This is a genomic window from Solwaraspora sp. WMMD1047, assembly GCF_029626155.1.
Classification (GTDB): domain Bacteria; phylum Actinomycetota; class Actinomycetes; order Mycobacteriales; family Micromonosporaceae; genus WMMD1047.
Window position 1 is genome coordinate 7,287,414 of sequence record NZ_JARUBL010000001.1, and the last position, 17,859, is coordinate 7,305,272.

The following is a 17,859-nucleotide window of genomic DNA, read 5'->3' on the forward strand; positions in this document are numbered from 1 at the left end:
CTGATACCCGCGCGCCTGGCGACCGACGCGGCGCCCGTCCCCGTCGGGGCGGGCGCCGAACTGTTCTCCGCCCCCGAGCTGTCCCCGCCCGCGCTGTGGGTGTGGCAGGCCGGCCTCTGGGTCGCCCACCGGCCGTGGCTGGCCGCCGTCGCCGCCGCCGCCCTGGTGGCGTGGATCGCCGGCCGTAACCTGCTCGCCTCGTGGCGGCACCGCCGCCACGCCACCGGAGCCCGGCTGGTCACCATCGCGCCGCCGCCGCAGGTGGACCCGCACAGCTCGGCCTCGTTCCTGGCCAACCTGGCCGGCATTCTCACCCCGTCACGCTGGCGAAGGATCCTGCACGGCATACCGCATGTGGCCTGGCAGTACACCTGGTCCGGGCGGCAACTGCTGGTGTCGGTCTGGGTACCCGGCAGCGTCCCCAACGGCGCCGTCGAAGCCGCCGTGCGCGGCGCCTGGCCCGGCGCCGCCTGCACCACCACCGACACCGCCGACCCGATCCCCGCGGGCGCGGTGACGGCCACCGGCGGGCGCCTGTCCCCGACAGCGGCCGAATGGCTGCCGTTGCGCACCGACCACGACACCGACCCGCTGCGCGCGCTGATGGCCGCCGGCGCCCAGCTCCGCGACGGCGAGTACGCCTGCGTGCAGGTCCTCGCCCGACCGGCCTCCCCGCGCCGCGCCGCCCGGGCCCGCCGGGCCGCCGGCCGGCTCCGCGACGGCACGACCGCCGTCCCGACGATCAACCCCGCCGCGCCGCTGCTCTGGCTCATCGACGTCTTCCAGACGGGATCCTCCGCACGCGGGCGGGGCACGTCGAACAGCGCCGTGGCGCGGCGCGACCCGTCGGTGGAGCGGGACGTGCGGGCCGTCCTCGACAAGACCAGCCACGTGCTGTGGGAGACCGGCATCCGCTACGCGGTCGCCTCCACCAACCACCGATCCGGTTCCCGCCCGGACAACCGGCTCCGCGCGATCGCCGACGCGATCGCGTCCAGCTTCGCCGTGCACTCCGGCCGCAACCGGCTGGCCCACCGCACCCGCATGCCCCACCCGGTCGCGGTACTGGCCGCCCGCCGGCTCGGCCCCGGCTTCCTGACCGCCGCCCCCGAACTGGCCGCGCTCGCCGCCCTCCCGCAGGACCTGGCCGTGCCCGGCCTGGACCGCGCCAGAGCGAAGTCGATGCCAGCCCCGGTCGCGGTGCCGACCGGCGGCCGTGGGGTCACCGTGCTCGGCGACGCCGAGATCGGCGGCCACCCGGTCGCCCTGGCCGTCCCCGACGCCCGCTACCACATGCACATGGTCGGCTCCACCGGCTCCGGGAAGACCACCCTGCTCGCCAACATGATCATCGACGGGATCCTCGCCGGCCGGGGCACCGTGGTGATCGACCCACACGGTGACCTCGTCACCGACATCCTCGACCGGCTACCCGCGAGCGTGGCTGACCGGGTGGTGCTGTTCGACCCCGACCAGCCCAACCCGCCCACGCTCAATCCCCTGGAGGGCCGCGACCACGACCTGATCACCGACAACCTCGTGAGCATCTTCGGCAGCATCTTCGAAAGGGCGTGGGGGCCGCGCATGGACGACGTCATGCGGGTGTCCTGCCTGACGCTGCTCAAACACGCCAACGTGACCCTGCAGCACATCCCACCGCTGCTGACCTCGGCGCAGTTCCGGTCGGAGATGACCGTCGACCTCAACGACCCCGAGGGGCTGGACGGGTTCTGGAGCTGGTACGACGAGATGACCCCAGCCCTGCGGTCCCAGGTCATCGGCCCCGTCCTCGCCCGCCTGCGCGCCTTCCTGCTGCGCGACTTCGTGAAGCGGGCGATGCGCTACCCGAGGTCGAGCTTCGACATGGGCGACATCCTCGACGGCGGTGTCCTGCTGGTCCGCATCCCCAAGGGCATGCTGGGTGAGGACACCAGCCGGCTGCTCGGCTCACTGATCCTGGCCAAGGTGTGGCAGGCCGCCACCGCCCGCGCCAGCATCCCGGTCGAGCAGCGCCGCGACGCCCAGATCGTGCTCGACGAGTGCCAGAACTTCCTCACCCTCGCCTCCAGCCTGGACACCATGCTGGCCGAGGCCCGCAAGTACCGGCTGTCCATGGTCCTGGCCCACCAGGACCTGGCCCAGTTCCCCCGCGACCTGCTCGCCGCGGTCAGCGCGAACGCCCGCAACAAGGTGTACTTCAGCGTCAGCCCCGAAGACGCACGCGTGCTGGCCCGGCACACCACGCCGGAACTCGACGAGCACGACCTCGCCCACCTGAACGTCTACACCGCGGTCGCCCGCCTCGTCGTCGGCGGCCGGCAGACCCCCGCGTTCACCATGCGCACCCGCCCGCCCCGCCCCGCCGTCGGTGAGGCCACCGCCATCCGGCACACCGCCGCGCAAGCGGTCCCCCAGCAGGAAACCAGCGCCGTCGACGACCTCGTCGCGCGGCTGACCAAGCGGGAGAAGAAGGAACGCACCCGCCGCAAGCCCGCCGGGTCGAACACCTCCGGCGACTCGGCGGGTTCCGGCCGGTCGCGGCCCGCGACTCCGGACCCGTCGCGTGACCCGTCTCGTCGCAGGTCCGCCTCCGGGCCTGACAGACAGTCCTGACCTGCCCTGTCAGTGCCGCACGTGGCCCCATTCCGCCCTGCCGGGCACCTCTCGTCGTCTCAGACACCCTCCGATAGGAGGGCATCGTCATCCGCATAGGAGCATCTGTGATGTACCGCCGTGTTCCCCTCCCGTCAACCAAACCGGACCCGCTGTCGGTCTACCGACGTCTCACCCCCCGTGACCGCCTGCTGATGTCCTGGCTGGCCGAGCACTACCTGCTGTCCACCGACCAGGTCGGTCGGGCCCTGTTCACCGCGCGGCGCACCGCGCAGCAGCGGCTGACGATCCTGCACCGCCTGCAGGTACTGCACCGGTTCGCCTGGGCCGCCGCCGACGGCACCCCGGAAACCTCCTACCTGTACACCCTCGGCCCCATCGGGCTACGCCGCCACCCCACCGCATACGCCGACCCCGACAACCTCGGACTCAAGGCACCCCGGTCCAGCATCGACCGCGCCGAACGGATCGTGCACAGCCGGCGCCTGCACCACCTCCTCGGCGTCAACCAGTTCTTCGTCGACCTGCACGCCCACACCCGCACCCAGCCCGGCAGCCGGCTGCTGCGCTGGTGGTCCGAGCAACACGCGACCGCCGCCTACAGCGGCACCAAACGCACCCCCGACGGGCAACGCAGAATCGACGTCTTCCCCGACGGGCACGGCATCTGGCACGCCAACGGATCCACCGTCGGGTTCTTCCTCGAACACGACCGCGACACCGAGGACCTCGCCCGCGTGGTCGGCAAACTGCGCGGCTACGAGAACCTCGCCCGCTACGGAGGACCCCGCTTCCCGGTCCTGCTCTGGGTACCCCACCAGCGCCGGGAAACCAGCCTCCTGCGGATCCTGCACGACGTGCCCACCCGGATGCCGGTCGCCCTCGCCGTGCACAGCGACAACCCCGCCGGCCCGATCTGGGCACTGACCAGCGACCCGTTGCGCCGACGGCACCTGCACGAACTGCCCAGCGACCCCGGACCCGACGACCACCCCGACCCGCCCAGCGAGCAATGGCCCGACGACGACATCGACGACGGATTCGGCGACGCAGGCGAGCCCGCCGACACCTGATGCCACACCGTCGGTGTCTGTCCGCACCACCACACGCACCGTTGACAGATTCTCCGAATCTGACAACACAGCGACCGCCACCGATTGAGGCCTGACAGTGCAGGTCATCACGCCGCGCGGCTGACCGCGCGGACGCGGCCCTGACAGATCAGGCCGCTACCGTTTCGGCACCACATCACACCCATATATCCCACTCCGGTAGGTCCCACCCTCGGACCCTTCGCCGCATCCCGGCACCTGACGCCCACCCGCCCCCGCGGCCGGTCGGCCCAGCAGCCCGCGACGAACCCGACGGTCGCACCCACCAACCCCGCACCAACCCCACGCCCGGCCGGCACCCACGCACCCAGTGGACCGGCCATCTCCGCGTGCCCACGGCACGCCCTAACCCGAAGGAGAACCCCACATGCCCAAGAAGACGGCCCCCGCGGCCACCACGACCACCCCGGCAGTCGTCATTCCGGAACCGGTCGTTCGCACCATGATCATCTGCGTCTCCGACGAGCTGGCCCAGGTGCTCGACAGCACCCGCAACCTCGAACGCCACCTCGGCGTCACGGGCACCAGCTGCCCCCGGTACTGGGCCTCCCCGGCCATCTACCCGTGGCAGCGCGGCCAGCTCATCGACCTGCGCAAGGCCAGGACCGGACCCCGGTACTGCGCCGGCGGACCCATCCGCCTGCTCGACCTGGCCGGCATGCGCCACGGAGCCTACGTCGGGGCCAGCGTGCGCCACGCGCACTGGACCCGCGTCGTCGCGGGCACGAAGACGGCCACACCATGGCCGACCTTCCTGCAACGGCACCTGTCCGACCCGTCGGGATACCCGATGGACACCGCGACCGCCGAGTTCAACCGGCAGCCGCGGGTGCAGGCCATGCGCATGTACAACGCCGCCATCTACGGCCCGGGCGCGCTCGAGGTCACCGAACTGGAGATGTTCCAGGCCGGCGGCAGCGCCTACGCCAACTACCACGCCCTCTGGGCACTGTGCACCGACGCCTTCCTCACCGAGGCCGGCGACCGGCTGCAACCGGCCAGCGCGTTCTTCGCCGACCGGATCACCTACCTGGAGCGGGCCGCCCGCTACCTGGACTCACTCGACGAGTCCCAGCGGCTGTTCGCCGTCACCCTGCACCACCCGTAACCGGAGACCGGTCGGGCCAGCCACACCTCCCTCGTACCCCAAGGGACCCGTGTTGCTGCCCGGCCGGCTCCACCCCCACCGCCCACACCACCTGAAGGGATTGATCCGCATGCCTCTACGGCTCTGGTTCGACCTGGCGACCGTGCTGCGCCTGGCCGAGACCGCCATCAGCACACGGCACAGGGTCGACATCGACGGCGATGTCGGGGCCCACGTCCCGCCCGCGCTGCATCTGATGCGCGACTGCGGCGCAGACCTCGACGACCGCCTCTACATCGACGGAAACGGTCAGCCGAGCCTGTCCGGGTACAACATCAACGCGGAACCGTTCCGCAGCACGTATCGCGGTCGCCGCTACGGCCACGGCATCACCTGGACCGAGTGGCTCGGCGGCCCACCACGTCACCGCAGTCCGATCCAGGCGCGCATTCCACTCGCCGATGACAACCGGCTGCTCGACCTGCTCCGCGCGGGCCACGCCGCCGGCTTCGACGTCTTCACCGTCGACATCGACTCCGGACTGCGGCCGGCCGTCGCCCGACGCCGCGCAAGGCGGTCCCGCCGGTCGCCCCAGGCCGGGGCATCTCGCCACGACCGGCCCGCGGAAGGGCCGCTCTATACCTCTTCCGAGGCAGTGGATCAGCGGTGATCGTCGGCAACGGCGTCGAGGCGGACGAGTTGGATCGCTCGTCCTCACGCGCGTCCACCACGTCGGCGGCCATGTCCTACGGGTGCGGATCCGCCGCGACCGCGTTCTCTACCAGGGTGTCGCCGTCGTCGAGGTTCCGAACCCGAACCTGACGTGGACCACCCTGGCCTCCGAAGCCCGCGCCACCTGGTACCCGACCACACCGGCGTACGCCGACGAGGAGGGCCCCTCAACAGGCGTGGCCGACCGGCTCCTCGCCCGCGCCCGCACCATTCTCGCCGGGCTTCCCAGCCCCGGCTCCTGACCCGCTGCGGCCGCCGGCCGAAGCCGGCCCGCCGGACACTCGCACCACCGCACGCACGACCTGGCCGTTGCCCGGCCGACCCCGCGCATACCGCGCATCCCCGGGCACGGCCGCAGGGCCGTGCCCGGGTTCCCACCCCTTCAGAAGGGAACCCCCATGAACCCCAACCCGAACCCGGCTCCGGCCGTCCGCGCCGCGGGTACCGGACCGCGCCGGCTGACCGTGGCCGTGGTCGGTGGCAGCCTGACCGGCCCCGTCACCGCCCTGCTGTTGCTGCGGGCCGGCTTCGACGTCACCGTCTACGAGGCCACGCCGCCCTCCGCCGCGCTGGGCGGCGGGCTCATTAGCCTGGAACACACCGCGCTCGACGTGCTCGACCGCCTCGACATCCCCCAGCGCGAGTTCGTCGCCTACGACTCCGAGACGATCCGGCAGGTCGCGGTCCGCGACCGCCAGCCCGAACAGACCGTGCTGCGCACCTACCCCGGCCGCCTCACCACCTGGACCCTGCTGCACCGCGCGTTGGCCGCCCGGATCCCGGCGGGCGTGCTGCGCACGGGCATGCGGGTCACCGGCCTGAGCACCCACGCCGGCCGGCCCGTCCTACGGTTCGCCGGCGGGCACGCTGCCGAACCGGTCGACCTGGTCGTGTTCGCCGACGGCCGGTCCTCGACCGGCCGCCGGCTGCTTGACCCGGACCGCACGCTGACCTACGCCGGTTACGTCGCCCACCGTGGCATCGCCACCTGCACCCCGCGGGCCGGCCTGCGGGACTTCGTCCGGCTGGAGCCCTGCCCCGGCGCGCAGTTCAACATCGCCCCGGTGCCCGACGGCTGCGACTGGACGTTCTACCTCGGCTGCAGCGCCGCCGACTACGAGCAGCGTTTCGGCGGGACACCCCTCCGCCGGGTCCTCGCCCTGCCGCGGCACGTCACCCCGGCCGCCCGTACCCACGTCGACGAGCACGCCGACCACCTACTTCCGCCCGACCACGCGGCCGTCGTGCGGGCCACCACCGTTCGCGTGGCCGCGCCGATGCTGGACATCGACCCGCCCACCCGCATGGTGTGGCCGGTCGGCGACGGGCACGCCGTCCTGCTCGGCGACGCCCTCGCCCCGGTCCGCCCCCACACCGCCCGGGGCGCCAACAACGGCATCGAACAGGCCGCCGGCCTGACCGTCGCGCTCACCCAGCACCACCGATACGGCGCCGACCTGCCCGCCGCCCTGCACGGGTGGCAACGCCGGCACCTGCCCACCGCGGTCGCCGCCGTCCGCCAGGGCCCCGTCATCGGCGACAAGCTCGGCCTCGGCACCCGATAGCCCGCCGTCTCCTGTGGCCAGAGCCCCACCGACCCCCGCCCGCCGCCCTGGGCGCAAAACCCCAGCTCGCACCGCCCCCGACGCCGGACCGGCCGGGGGCACTTTCTGTATCCCGGATCGAAAGGACACGGCCTGATGGCCACCAAAATGACCGCCGTCGTCTCCGACGACATCGACGGGTCCACCGACGACGTCGGGACCTACCGGTTCGCCTTCAACGGCGTGCGGTACGAGATCGACCTGTCACGCCCCAACTTCGACCGGATGGCCGCCGCCTTCCAGCCCTTCATCGCCGCCGCCCGCCGCCTGCCGAATTCGACGGCGAGGAAACAGACCGGGCACGACACCAACGCGGGTCGCCGCGCCGCCAACGCCCGCATCCGCACGTGGTGGGCCAGCCACTGGCAGGAACACCAGCTGCCCGAGCCCAAAACCCGAGGGTCGATCCCCGCGGGAGTCCGCGACGCCTACCAGCGCGCCCACTAGACCGCAGCTCGGCGGGCCGCGACACCAGGCCGGTTCGCGTGGCGACCGCACTGGCTGTCGCGGCCCGTCCGCGGGAGTCCACCCCGACGACTTGATCACGCGCCGCTGCGAAGCGTTCATCAGTGCACACCTCCTCCTCACCGATCCGCCCATTGGCAGCAGATAGAGAAAGGGACCCCGACGCATGACCGACAGCACCAGTAACCCATCCACCCTGGAGCGGGTGCTGACCGCGCTCGCCGAGCACGGTCCGGCCACCGCCGCGAGCATCGGCGAGTCCATCGGCGTCGCCTACTCCACGACCACCCCCAAACTGCGGGAGCTGGAGAACGCGGGCCACGCCGAACGGATCCGCACCGCCCAGCGCACCACGCTGTGGCAGCTGACCCCCGCCGGCGCGGCGGCAGCCGCGTCGATCACCGCCGGCAGCACCAGCACACAGACGCCGCCCCCGACCTCAGCCAGCGACGACGACCAGGCTGGCGGCGAATCTCAGCAGCAGCAGCAAGCAACCGTCGGCCCGCGGACGGCACCGCAGCCCGACACCGCAGCACCCGGCGAGGACCAGGCAACGGGCAACCAGCCAGCCGACCAGCAGGCCCCCGACCCGGCGGCGGAAACCAGCCAGGCCAGCCCACCGCCAGGACAAGCGTCAGATCCCCTCGGGACGGCCGCGCAGGTCGCCGCGCCACAGACCGAGCCCGACCCGCAACCGGTGCCCGAAACGGACACCGACCTGGCGGTGCCAGGCAGCGGGGCCACCCAGGACCAGCCGAAGGGTGAACCCCGCGCCGACGGCCGTAGCGGCGAGGTGGCGACCGACCCCACCGGCGACGACGCGGACCGCGCACCGGCGCCGGCCGAGGACGGTGACGCCGCGCAGGAGCGCGGCAGCCGGCCGAAACCGGCCCGACGCCGCAAGGGGCAACTACGTGACGAGGTGCTGGCACTGCTGCAACGCAACCCCGACACCGCCTACAAGATCGGGGAGATCTGCAAGCTGATCAACCAGGCCAACGGCGGCGCCCCGGTCAACAAGGCCAGCGCGGGGGCAGTGGCCAACGCCCTGGACAAGCTCGTCGCCGACGACGCCGTCACGCAACTCGACGCCACGGTCGCGACCTACCAGGCCCGCTAGCGGCGCCCTCACCCCTTCGGCAGCCCGGGAGCGGGCGTGTGACGTTGGCGCGCTCACGCCCACCCCCGGTGCTCCTTCCTAGACAAGGAGCGACAACCAGTGTCTCAGACAGCGAACTCCCTTATCACCGCCGCTGGCGGGCTCCTCGCCGGGCTGACCGTAGCCGGCCTGTGGGCACTGCGCCTGTGGACCCTGCTGACCCGCGCCCGGACCCGGCAGCGCACGCGCGACGACGCCGTGTTCCACGCGTACAGGCTGGTGGAGACCCTGCGCGTCGAGCGCGACAGATACCACCGGCAGGCCACCCACGACGACACCACCGGCCTGCCCAACCGCCGCGCCGCCATCGAACGGCTCACCCAGGCGGTGAAAACCCACGACGAGGTCGGCGTCATCGTCCTCGACCTCGTCCACTTCAAGCTGATCAACGACCGGCTCGGGCACCGGGCCGGCAACACCCTGCTGTCCCAGGTCGCCGAACGCCTCCACCGCCTCACCCGGTCCGACGTCTTCGCGGCCCGGCTCTCCGGCGACGAGTTCACCCTCATCATCCACGGCGGTGCCGACACCACGGCCGCGGTGGCCGAGCGGACGTGGCGGCACATCAGCCAGGTGCCGTTCCTGCTCGCCGGCCGGCAGATCGACATCGTCGCCAGCGTCGGCCACACCACCACCGAGCAGGCCGGCCGCGATCCCGAATCCCTGCTGCACCTGGCCGACATCGCCATGTACCAGGCAAAAGCCAACGGCGGCGTGCACCGCTACGAAGCACACATGGGCGACACCCCCAGCCACGGCCGCCCCCGCGACTGGCCACCACCGCCCCACGAGGGCTGACACCACCACGGCCGGTCCCGGCCCGCACGCGACAGCCACCTGAACCAGACCCGGCACTGACCACGCGCCCGCCGCCCGCTCGGCGGCGCCGTCACCTCCGCCGCGCCCCCGCGTAGGCGGATCCCACCCCTACACCCCCCTTTGGAGTGACCCGTGACAGACGTCAACGTCGTCCTGCGGCATCTCGCCCGTCTCGACGGCGCCGCACCCGACATGGAACACATCGGCGTCACCACCGCACAGCACCCGACCGAGGTCTGCGACTTCATCACCGCGGGTTGCGCTCTCGTCGCCGCCAACGTTCAGCAGGAACTGCTCGGCGAGGCCGCGCAGGTGCTCTGGAACGTCTACGACCAGGCCGGCGGCCCCGAACTCGTCACCGCCGGGGAGCGTGTGCGGGCTGTCGGGCTCGCGCTCACCCGGGCAACCCAGGAACGAGAGAAGGCGCTCCTGCGGTTCCACGAGGCGTGCGCCGTCCTGCGGCACGACGGCGCGCTCTTCGACGCGGTCCCGACGCCGGCGAACCCAGGCGGTGTCCGCTGATGGGACACCTGCTGCTCGCCGTCCTCGTGCCGGCAACCGCGACCGTCGACACCGTCGACACCGAGCTGGACCGGATCATCGAGCCCCAGCTGGGCACGCTCGGCATCGATGACTACCGCCTCGGTGGCGGCTTCACCGGTGCCTGGGACCCGGGCTACGACCCGACCCGCGATCCGGCCAACCATGAACCCTGCCCCGCCTGTGACGGCACGGCGTACGGCCCGGACGGCGGCACCTGCCACGGCTGCGCCGACGCGGTCAGCCAGGGCCGCAGCGCCGCGACGGCCCTCAAGTTGACCTACGTCTGGGCCCCGCACCCCGGCGACTTTGGTCCCGCTGGCCCGGCTTCTGGATCCCGGCTGGCGGTTCCCGCCGCACCGCACCCCCCAGGCGTGGGTGGACCCGGCCGGCGTGCGCTGGCTCGGCACCGAACTGCGGCTCTACCCGTTCAACACCGACACCGACATCCCGCCCCGGCTCCGCCGGGTCTTCGCCGACCTGCACACCGGACGCCGCGACCTTCACGGATCGGGCCGGCGCATCCCCGTCGACCCGGCCGACTGGCTCGTCGCCGTCGTAGACGCCCACCACTGATCCCGAACACAACCCGGAAAGGCACGCCCACATGGCCCTGCACCTGTACTTCCCGCTGCCCGAAACCCTCCGACTCGCCGCGCACGCGACCACCGCCGCCGACCAGGAACCCTCATACACCGAGCACACCGACGGCATCGCCTGTCCCGGCGCGCTCGTCTGGGTGCACGACCACGGCGTGTACCTCATGTCCAGCGGTCTCCCACAGCTGCGCGATCCCGACGACCCGAACCGCAACCTCATCGTCTACGCCGACGGCTGGAACCCGGACCTCGACGGCGACCACCGCGACCACACCCACCTCGGCGACGACTTCGCCGAGCACATCCACCTCACCGACGGCGACCCGGCCCTGATCGACACCCTGCGCCAAGCCCACACCCAGGGCTACCGCTGGCTCCGCCTAGCGGTGACCGAGCAGCACTACGACCTCAGCGTCGCCAGGAAGCGGCCTGGCCAGCCCTGACCGCAGCATGAACGCGGCCCTAACGGCGATGACGAGCGACACCAGGAAGCGGATCTTCATGGATGCCTCCAGCGCCCTCGTCGGCGCGGCGGTGCCCCGACGAGTGGGCACGGGTAGGTGTGGGTGGTACCAGTCCGCCGCACGGGGACGCTGCCGGATGGGCAGGGCGGACCCTGTCTTATGAGAGCCCTGTAATAGGTTCTCGTCCTGTCCTACTTGCACGAGAGATCTTGCACGAGCATCGAGGCTAGCTGGGGCAAACGGTGTCCTGTGAGAGCATCTTGGTGTAGATTGCGCCGCGAACCAACAGCGGTTTTGGTGCACCCGCGCAGCCGCGCAAGGGACTTAGGTATACCCACTCGTATTCGACGGCTTTTCCGGTAACCTCGAACGGGTTTCCGTCAGGATCACTAATCGTCATTTGTTGCCGCGCGCCATCTGATATATAGTCGACCGCAATGCGCCATCGGCAATGCAGTTTATGAGCCTCGGCGACCACCCGGAGTACGGCCGTCTCGTCGCGCGCCAGGGAGATCTTCTTCTCGGCAAAGAACGGCCCGCCGACGCCATCCTGCCAAGTGTAGGAGTGAAATATCGGGTTCGCATCTTCAAGATTGGCGACCAGAACAATCTTGTCGTCTGATCCAGCTTGGATAATTTCCTCGAACACTCCGCTCACGGGGGGTTTGCATTCCTCATCGAGAACTGGTCGCATGTCCACGATCTCGACACCCGCCGTACGGGCGCCTTTGAGGGTGACTTCCCACGTGCTCGACTGGACATCGACCGCACCAGCGGCAGTTAACTGCGCTCCGCGATCAGGATCGTAGGAGGCGATTGATTCCGCCGCACGCGGATCGGAACTTGAGAACGCGAAACCGCTCGGCGCGAATACTCCATCAGGCGTAATCCGACGTACGTCCACGACCGCAATGGGATCATTTCCGATGATCCGCTCACTAAGTTCTCCGGGTGATCCAGCGCCGCTCTCTAGCAAACCCTTCGCGATATCTGTCAAGTAGACCCCGATGACGCCTACTGCCAGCACGATGACCCACGTCACAGATCGCTTCCACCAGGGTGCGGATTCTTGACTGCCTGCCTGGTGTGTACTGCGTGATCCGTGACGCAGTCCTTCCCGGCTTCGACGCTGCGCCATGCGCGAGCAACTCCTAGGGGTATACGCACCGGTATCCAGCCCGGAACAGGGCCGATGTACCAGTTCGGAACAGCATGCGAATATTGTAGCCCGAGTTCACAATTGATATAGACAAGTGTCAGAAGTACGACCAAACAACGTCTCCGCTGGACGAAGCGCCCGGATTCCCATTGCTGGGGCAGGTTCAGGGACCTGCACCGATCAGCGCGGCCCGGCGTGACCGTGTGCAGTCGATGCGAGCCGACGGCCCGCGGTTGACGAAACCCGGTCTGCACGGCCGATGGAGTGTTCGAACAGGCTGCGGTGCTCAAGGCCGCGGCTGCCGCAGGTCGCGGTGGACAGAACGACCAGCGGTGGCGCAAGACCGCAGACCTGCCGGCTGCATCCGCTGGATGCGCTGTCCTGCAGGTGTCGTGTTCACTCAATGTCAGATCGCGGGAAAGATCGACGAGATCGCCGACCGACCCAGCCCTCGTGTCGTCGCCGAGATTCACATCGATCACAACACCGCTGCCGCGTGCACGTCAGCGCTGCCGGTTGCGAGTCCGCTAACCGCACCAGCCCGGCAAAGGTGGCCCACCCTCGCGCTGCGCTAACGCCTCAGGCAACAGTTGCGGCCCGTCACCGAACCCCAGGCGGAAACGGCACTGAAAACGATCATCCAAAAACGACAGTTTAGGAGGAGAACCACCGACAAGCCCGCGACAACGGCGACGCCTAGGTCAGCCGCCCATCCGCCGACAAATTGACATGAACCTACGCGCTGTAGGTCCTCGTCGATCTTCTCACTCTCCCACCCCATGACCGGGTATCCGTGTCGGTCGCCTACCTGGCGAGCGGCTTCAGCCGCCAAGTCGGCGAAAGGTTCGCCCTCTTCAGTCCTTCATCTCATCGATCAAGGAGCAGCATGACTCGTTAAACCACCCGCCCGTTGACGCCGCTGTCCACCGGTTTCGCATTCTGGTCCATCGACGAGTACACGAGCCGGGTCCGCCGTGGCGAGATGATCCTCGACGCGCCGTACCAGCGCGGCCGCCGCTGGACCGACGACCAGCGGATCGACCTGATGCGGTCCTGGCTGCAGGGCGTGCCGATCCCCGCCGTCGTGCTCAACGAGCGGACCGGATCCGCCTGGCGCGACAACCCCGGCGACGCGCATGTCACCTACGCCGTGGTGGACGGTCGGCAGCGCCTCGAAACCGCGCTCGCCTGGCAGGACGGCGACCTGGCCATCCCCGCCTCCTGGCTGCCGGCCGACTGGATCAATACCGGCGAGGACACCGACGACGGCCCCTATGCCGCTGGTCTGGCGCACGTTGAGCCGGGACCGGTTCGACGTGGTCATCTCCTCCAGCCACGCGTTCGCGCCCCACCGCGTCGCGCGGCTGATGGACCTGCCCTGCGTGCGGGCGCGGGTCGACACCGTCGCCGACGAGGCCGCCATCTACCTGCTCGTCAACGGCTCCGGAACGGCGCAGACGAACGCCGACCTCGACCGCGCCCGACGCGTCGCCGATACCCGCAAGCACCCGCCCGACAGCGCCGGACGGTGACGGTCCGGCCGGCGCAGACCGGCGATCCCCGCCCGTCCCGGCCGCAAGCCTGTCAGAACCTTCCCCGACTCGAGGAGCAGACCGTTGACCCACACCCACCTCATCGTCAAGTACTGCGGCGTCCAGGTCGACCCACAGGCACTGGCCTGGACCGACGCCCCCGGGCCGAACCTGGCCTCGGAACTGCGGGACGTGCTCATCGCACTCGACAGCACTGAGAGCCGCATCGCCCAGCTCCTGACCGCCATCGACCGAGGGCTCCGGGACGTCGGGACAGTCCTGGCCGCGGGTCCCGCCGACCAAGTCCCCCCGATCGACCAGGCCGGGATTCTGCGCGCGCGGGGACCCCACCTTGACGCCCTGCTGGCCCGCCGCGACGCACAGATCGAACACCTGCGGTCCATCGCCCGGCTGTGGGTCACCCAGCAGTCCGACCCGGCATCCGGGCCGCCCGCGACCACAGCGGGCTGAGCGCAGCCACCCGCCGTCGTGTCCCACCGCACCCCCCGTCCGCACCAGCGGGGACCTCCCCGGGGCGCGAAGAAGACAGGGCTCGATCCACCCGCGGCCCCCGGCCCTCCGCTGCCGCCTGTGCCAGAACGGCGTGGACACCCACCCCACACCCACGGCCACCCGGACCGACGCCCACGCGCCGGCCCGGGTGGCCCTTCATCTGTAAGGAGCCCCGCACAATGTCACGTCCACCCCGGAGCAGCCCGGCCCAGGGCAGCCCGAACCCCGCCGCCGACCGGACCTTCCGGCAGGCCCTGCGGCGGCGGGCCGGCGCCCTGACCGCCACCATCGCCCTCACCGGGCACACCGGTCAGCTCAGCCCGACATCCGAGCGGGATCGGCGGGAACAGGTCCCGTTCGCCTGGTTGTACCTGCGCCGCCGTCCGCAAGCCCGGCTCGTCACCGGCGCCGCGGACGTCATCGCTGAACTCGACGCCGTCGCGCTGTCTGACACCAGCCGCGACGGAGGAGAGCAGTGACCATGCCGGCGGCACGCAGTCAGGAGCAGATCGTCGCCCGGCTCCGAGAAGTCCACGCCGACGGCAAGGACCTCCTCGCAGGGCAGGAGGAGGCGCTGCTCCCGGCACTCGACTTCGACCATGCCCGCCCGTTCCTGCCCTCGACAGTCCGACGCAACCGGTGGCGCCAGCAGCGCGACCACGAATCCCGCGCCCGCACCTATCAGGTGCTCGCCATCTCGGAGATCCTCAACCACCGCGCTGCGCAGGCGAGACACGCCGTCGCCGCGCTCGCCGAGCTGGCCTGGCTGCTCGGCCGTGACGACGTCACCGCGGCCATGGACACCGCCGGCTGGCTCAGCTGCGGGGCACCGCGGGTGAAAGCCTTCACCGACGGGTTCGGCTGGCGGTTCGCCGACACAGTCGAGGACCTCGAATCCCGCCACATGCTCATCCGCATGGCGGCGGGCCAGCGGTGCCACCCGGACGGATGCCGACGCGGCTGCGCCGACCGACACCCCGCCTCGGGCCAGCGCGGCGCAGCACCAACCCCACGCACGCCAGCCCACCCGAAGCGCCGGTCAACGCCGCCTCCGTCCAAGAACGCCTGACGTCGCATGTCCCGAACAGTTCGCCTGCTGGTCACGATCACAAACTCGGCGACTACGACCGCACCGCCGAGGAGGTCCGCGCCGACGTCGAGCAGGAACTCAGCGCGGTGCCGCGCCAAGACAGGGACCACGCGGCCGACTTGATCCATCCGCAAAGTCGAGCGTCGATCGGTGCGGTCACCACACGGCAAGCGAACGGCCGGTGGGACCAAGTTCCTCCCGCCGCGGCTCGGCATGGCCGCGCGGGTGGTGCCCGCCGGACCCGACCGCGGAAGGAGACCGTCCGATGCCGCCCGGCCCCGGTCGCCACCGTCGGAGACGCGGGGCACCCCCGCGCCGCCTGGCCCGGCAGGGGCACCCATATCCGCTCTGACGGCCGGGCGCTGTCGTGATCGGCGCCGACACCCACCGATGATCCGATCCGACCTCACCGGTCCTGCGGGCCCCGTGGCCACCGGTTACGGGGCCCTCCCGTTTTCACCCATCAAGAGGAGATGACGATGCTGTCCTTTACCGCTGTCCACGCCTTGTCCAGGTGTCTGTTCACCACCTGCGATGAGGCCACCACCGTCGGCTGGGGCGACCAGCCGACGCTGCTGCTCATCCACGACCGGCGAGCGGATCGCGCCGGTGCGACCGTGCCCGTGATCCGCAGCGTCGAGTTTCCCGTCCACCCTGACGATCTGCCCGCCGATCCGTCCGAACTTCCGGCGCTGCTACATCGCCTCGCCCTAGCCCTGCACGACACCGACGCCACGTCGGTGTCCTACCGATCCACCCTCGACACCATCATCGAGCTGATCCGCCTCCGGGAACCCGCCGCGCGGCTGCTGGCCTGGGCCGTCCTCTACGACGACGTCCACACCGTCGACGGCCCGCCACGCAGGACCCGCCGCATCGACGCCGTCGACGTCGACGGCCGTCTCTACCAACTCACCCAGCTACCGGGCGAGGACCAACCGATGCTGGTCGTCGACGACACCCCGGAGCCCGCCGACACCCCGGCCACCGGGCCGGGACTGACCGCCCTGCTCACCGCCACGGCCCGGTTCACCGGCGGCGGCCTCGTGCGTGAGGTGACGCCGTGACCGGCGCCCGGGACCGGCACGACGTCGGCGACGAGGGCGTCTTCGAGCCCTGGGGGGCCGATGGGGAGTCGCTGCGATGCCGCGTGTGTGCCGCGGTCGACGGGATCGTCCACGGCGAGATACCGTCCATGGCCGGCTACGGGACGGACACCTGGACCCGGTGCACCCGCTGCGGATCGACGGAGGACAGCGACCCGATCTTCGGCCACCGAGCCACGCGCAAGGCGTGGCCGCCCGCCCCACCCCACCAGGGCACGCCGGACCCCGACAGCGGGCCCGGCGCGCACGCCGACACCCGCCGCCCGGCGAGTGCACCCTGCGGGACCTGCCCCTACCGCCGCGACGTCCCCTCCGGACTGTGGGACGCCGCCGAGTACGCCAAGCTGCCCGGCTACGACGCGCCGACCGCCCTGCAGCCACCCGGGTTGTTCCTGTGCCACCAGGCCGACGGGCGGGTCTGCGGCGGCTGGGCCGGCTGCCACGACGGCGAGTCCCTGCTCGCCCTGCGGCTGGCGGCCCTGCGCGGCATGGACCCGCGGGAGGTCGCCGCCACCCGCGACTACACCACCACCGTGCCGCTGTTCGGTTCCGGACAGGAAGCCGCCGCGCATGGCATGGCCCGCGTTGACGACCCGGACCCGATCGCGCGCCGGATGATCGACCGCCTGACCGCGAAGGCCGCCGCACGTGGACTCGACGCCGTAGTGCGGGCCCTGCCCGCGCCGGGCGTGGCCGTTGACGGGGACTGCCTCACCTGGGCGCCAGCGACAGCGACGCGGCTACGGGGCAGCGGCTACCCCGCCCAGGTGGTCGATGTGGCCAGCTGGGTGGACCACAGCCGCGGGACAATCGCCTTCATACACCGCACCGTCGTGGTCACCCAACCCGGCGGGGACCCCGCCGACGGCCACGTCGTGGATGTGACCGCACGGCAGTTCGACCCCGCCCTGCCGGCGCGCTGGCTCACCGGATGGTCCGAATACCTCACCGCCCTCGCTCAAGCCACCGGCGTCGAGCGTGTCACCAGGTGGCCCGAACCACCCAGCTGAACGGACCCCGACCCGGGATCCGCGCGGACCCCCGACACGGCCCCGTGGCCCGCCGCCCCATCACCCACCACCTACCCACCACGGCGCGGGGCCACGACCTGCTCGGTCCTGTGGCCCCGCGCGAACCTCGAACCCGCCCCGGGTTGCCCGCCCCCGGGACGGCCGCCATGGCCGCTTCCGGACCTGCACCGCCGCCGTGCACCCCTACGACTGCGACCGTTGCGTCGGCGACCTTCCCGCTCCCGTCGCGCACCG

At 71.2% G+C, this 17,859-nt stretch carries 19 protein-coding genes; 18 read left to right on the forward strand and 1 reads right to left on the reverse strand.

Translation table 11 applies throughout. The features are described from left to right. Window positions 1-99: 99 nt before the first annotated feature. From O7627_RS33330 to O7627_RS33385, 12 genes are all read left to right on the forward strand, one after another. A complete protein-coding gene (locus tag O7627_RS33330; protein WP_278098535.1) occupies window positions 100-2,613 on the forward strand; it encodes a type IV secretion system DNA-binding domain-containing protein in 2,514 nt (837 codons plus the stop codon). Window positions 2,614-2,723: 110 nt separating this feature from the next. Then, window positions 2,724-3,686, forward strand: a complete 963-nt coding sequence (locus tag O7627_RS33335) for a replication-relaxation family protein (protein ID WP_278098536.1) — start codon at window positions 2,724-2,726, stop codon at window positions 3,684-3,686. Window positions 3,687-4,092: 406 nt separating this feature from the next. Then, window positions 4,093-4,833 carry a hypothetical protein gene (locus O7627_RS33340; protein ID WP_278097396.1) on the forward strand — a complete coding sequence of 247 codons (741 nt, stop codon included), beginning with the start codon at window positions 4,093-4,095 and terminating at the stop codon, window positions 4,831-4,833. A gap of 49 nt (window positions 4,834-4,882) precedes the next feature. After that, window positions 4,883-5,482 carry a hypothetical protein gene (locus O7627_RS33345; RefSeq protein WP_278097397.1) on the forward strand — a complete coding sequence of 200 codons (600 nt, stop codon included), beginning with the start codon at window positions 4,883-4,885 and terminating at the stop codon, window positions 5,480-5,482. Between the two features lie 82 nt (window positions 5,483-5,564). Beyond that, window positions 5,565-5,786: a hypothetical protein gene (locus O7627_RS33350; protein WP_278097398.1), complete on the forward strand. Its 222-nt coding sequence runs from the start codon at window positions 5,565-5,567 to the stop codon at window positions 5,784-5,786. A gap of 156 nt (window positions 5,787-5,942) precedes the next feature. Continuing rightward, the gene (locus O7627_RS33355) at window positions 5,943-7,109 is read left to right on the forward strand and encodes a monooxygenase (protein WP_278097399.1); all 1,167 of its coding nucleotides are present in this window, start codon (window positions 5,943-5,945) and stop codon (window positions 7,107-7,109) included. A gap of 135 nt (window positions 7,110-7,244) precedes the next feature. Beyond that, the gene (locus O7627_RS33360; RefSeq protein ID WP_278097400.1) at window positions 7,245-7,595 is read left to right on the forward strand and encodes an Lsr2 family protein; all 351 of its coding nucleotides are present in this window, start codon (window positions 7,245-7,247) and stop codon (window positions 7,593-7,595) included. A 184-nt stretch (window positions 7,596-7,779) separates the two neighbouring features. Further along, the gene (locus O7627_RS33365; RefSeq protein ID WP_278097401.1) at window positions 7,780-8,733 is read left to right on the forward strand and encodes a hypothetical protein; all 954 of its coding nucleotides are present in this window, start codon (window positions 7,780-7,782) and stop codon (window positions 8,731-8,733) included. A gap of 99 nt (window positions 8,734-8,832) precedes the next feature. Continuing rightward, window positions 8,833-9,570 (forward strand): GGDEF domain-containing protein, encoded by a 738-nt coding sequence (locus O7627_RS33370; RefSeq protein WP_278097402.1) that lies wholly within the window; start codon window positions 8,833-8,835, stop codon window positions 9,568-9,570. A 153-nt stretch (window positions 9,571-9,723) separates the two neighbouring features. Further along, window positions 9,724-10,113, forward strand: coding sequence for a hypothetical protein (locus O7627_RS33375; protein ID WP_278097403.1), 390 nt, complete (start codon window positions 9,724-9,726; stop codon window positions 10,111-10,113). Between the two features lie 327 nt (window positions 10,114-10,440). Next, window positions 10,441-10,707, forward strand: a complete 267-nt coding sequence (locus O7627_RS33380; RefSeq protein WP_278097404.1) for a hypothetical protein — start codon at window positions 10,441-10,443, stop codon at window positions 10,705-10,707. 31 nt (window positions 10,708-10,738) lie between these two features. Beyond that, the gene (locus O7627_RS33385; protein WP_278097405.1) at window positions 10,739-11,173 is read left to right on the forward strand and encodes a DUF3085 domain-containing protein; all 435 of its coding nucleotides are present in this window, start codon (window positions 10,739-10,741) and stop codon (window positions 11,171-11,173) included. A gap of 247 nt (window positions 11,174-11,420) precedes the next feature. On the opposite strand, the gene O7627_RS33390 is transcribed toward O7627_RS33385, so the two are convergent. Continuing rightward, window positions 11,421-12,236 carry a hypothetical protein gene (locus tag O7627_RS33390; RefSeq protein WP_278097406.1) on the reverse strand — a complete coding sequence of 272 codons (816 nt, stop codon included), beginning with the start codon at window positions 12,234-12,236 and terminating at the stop codon, window positions 11,421-11,423. Window positions 12,237-13,627: 1,391 nt separating this feature from the next. Here O7627_RS33390 and O7627_RS33395 point away from each other — a divergent pair. The 6 genes from O7627_RS33395 (at window position 13,628) to O7627_RS33420 (ending at window position 17,604) form a co-directional block, all read left to right on the forward strand. Beyond that, a complete protein-coding gene (locus O7627_RS33395) occupies window positions 13,628-13,885 on the forward strand; it encodes a hypothetical protein (RefSeq protein WP_278097407.1) in 258 nt (85 codons plus the stop codon). Between the two features lie 84 nt (window positions 13,886-13,969). Further along, window positions 13,970-14,356 carry a hypothetical protein gene (locus O7627_RS33400; protein WP_278097408.1) on the forward strand — a complete coding sequence of 129 codons (387 nt, stop codon included), beginning with the start codon at window positions 13,970-13,972 and terminating at the stop codon, window positions 14,354-14,356. Between the two features lie 221 nt (window positions 14,357-14,577). After that, entirely contained in the window at window positions 14,578-14,877 is a 300-nt protein-coding gene (locus O7627_RS33405; RefSeq protein WP_278097409.1) for a hypothetical protein, read from the forward strand. A gap of 2 nt (window positions 14,878-14,879) precedes the next feature. Then, window positions 14,880-15,467, forward strand: a complete 588-nt coding sequence (locus tag O7627_RS33410; protein WP_278097410.1) for a hypothetical protein — start codon at window positions 14,880-14,882, stop codon at window positions 15,465-15,467. Between the two features lie 500 nt (window positions 15,468-15,967). Then, window positions 15,968-16,555: a hypothetical protein gene (locus O7627_RS33415; RefSeq protein ID WP_278097411.1), complete on the forward strand. Its 588-nt coding sequence runs from the start codon at window positions 15,968-15,970 to the stop codon at window positions 16,553-16,555. Then, window positions 16,552-17,604, forward strand: a complete 1,053-nt coding sequence (locus O7627_RS33420) for a DUF6283 family protein (protein ID WP_278097412.1) — start codon at window positions 16,552-16,554, stop codon at window positions 17,602-17,604. Before O7627_RS33415 ends, O7627_RS33420 begins: the two co-directional genes overlap by 4 nt. The last annotated feature ends 255 nt before the right edge of the window (window positions 17,605-17,859 follow it).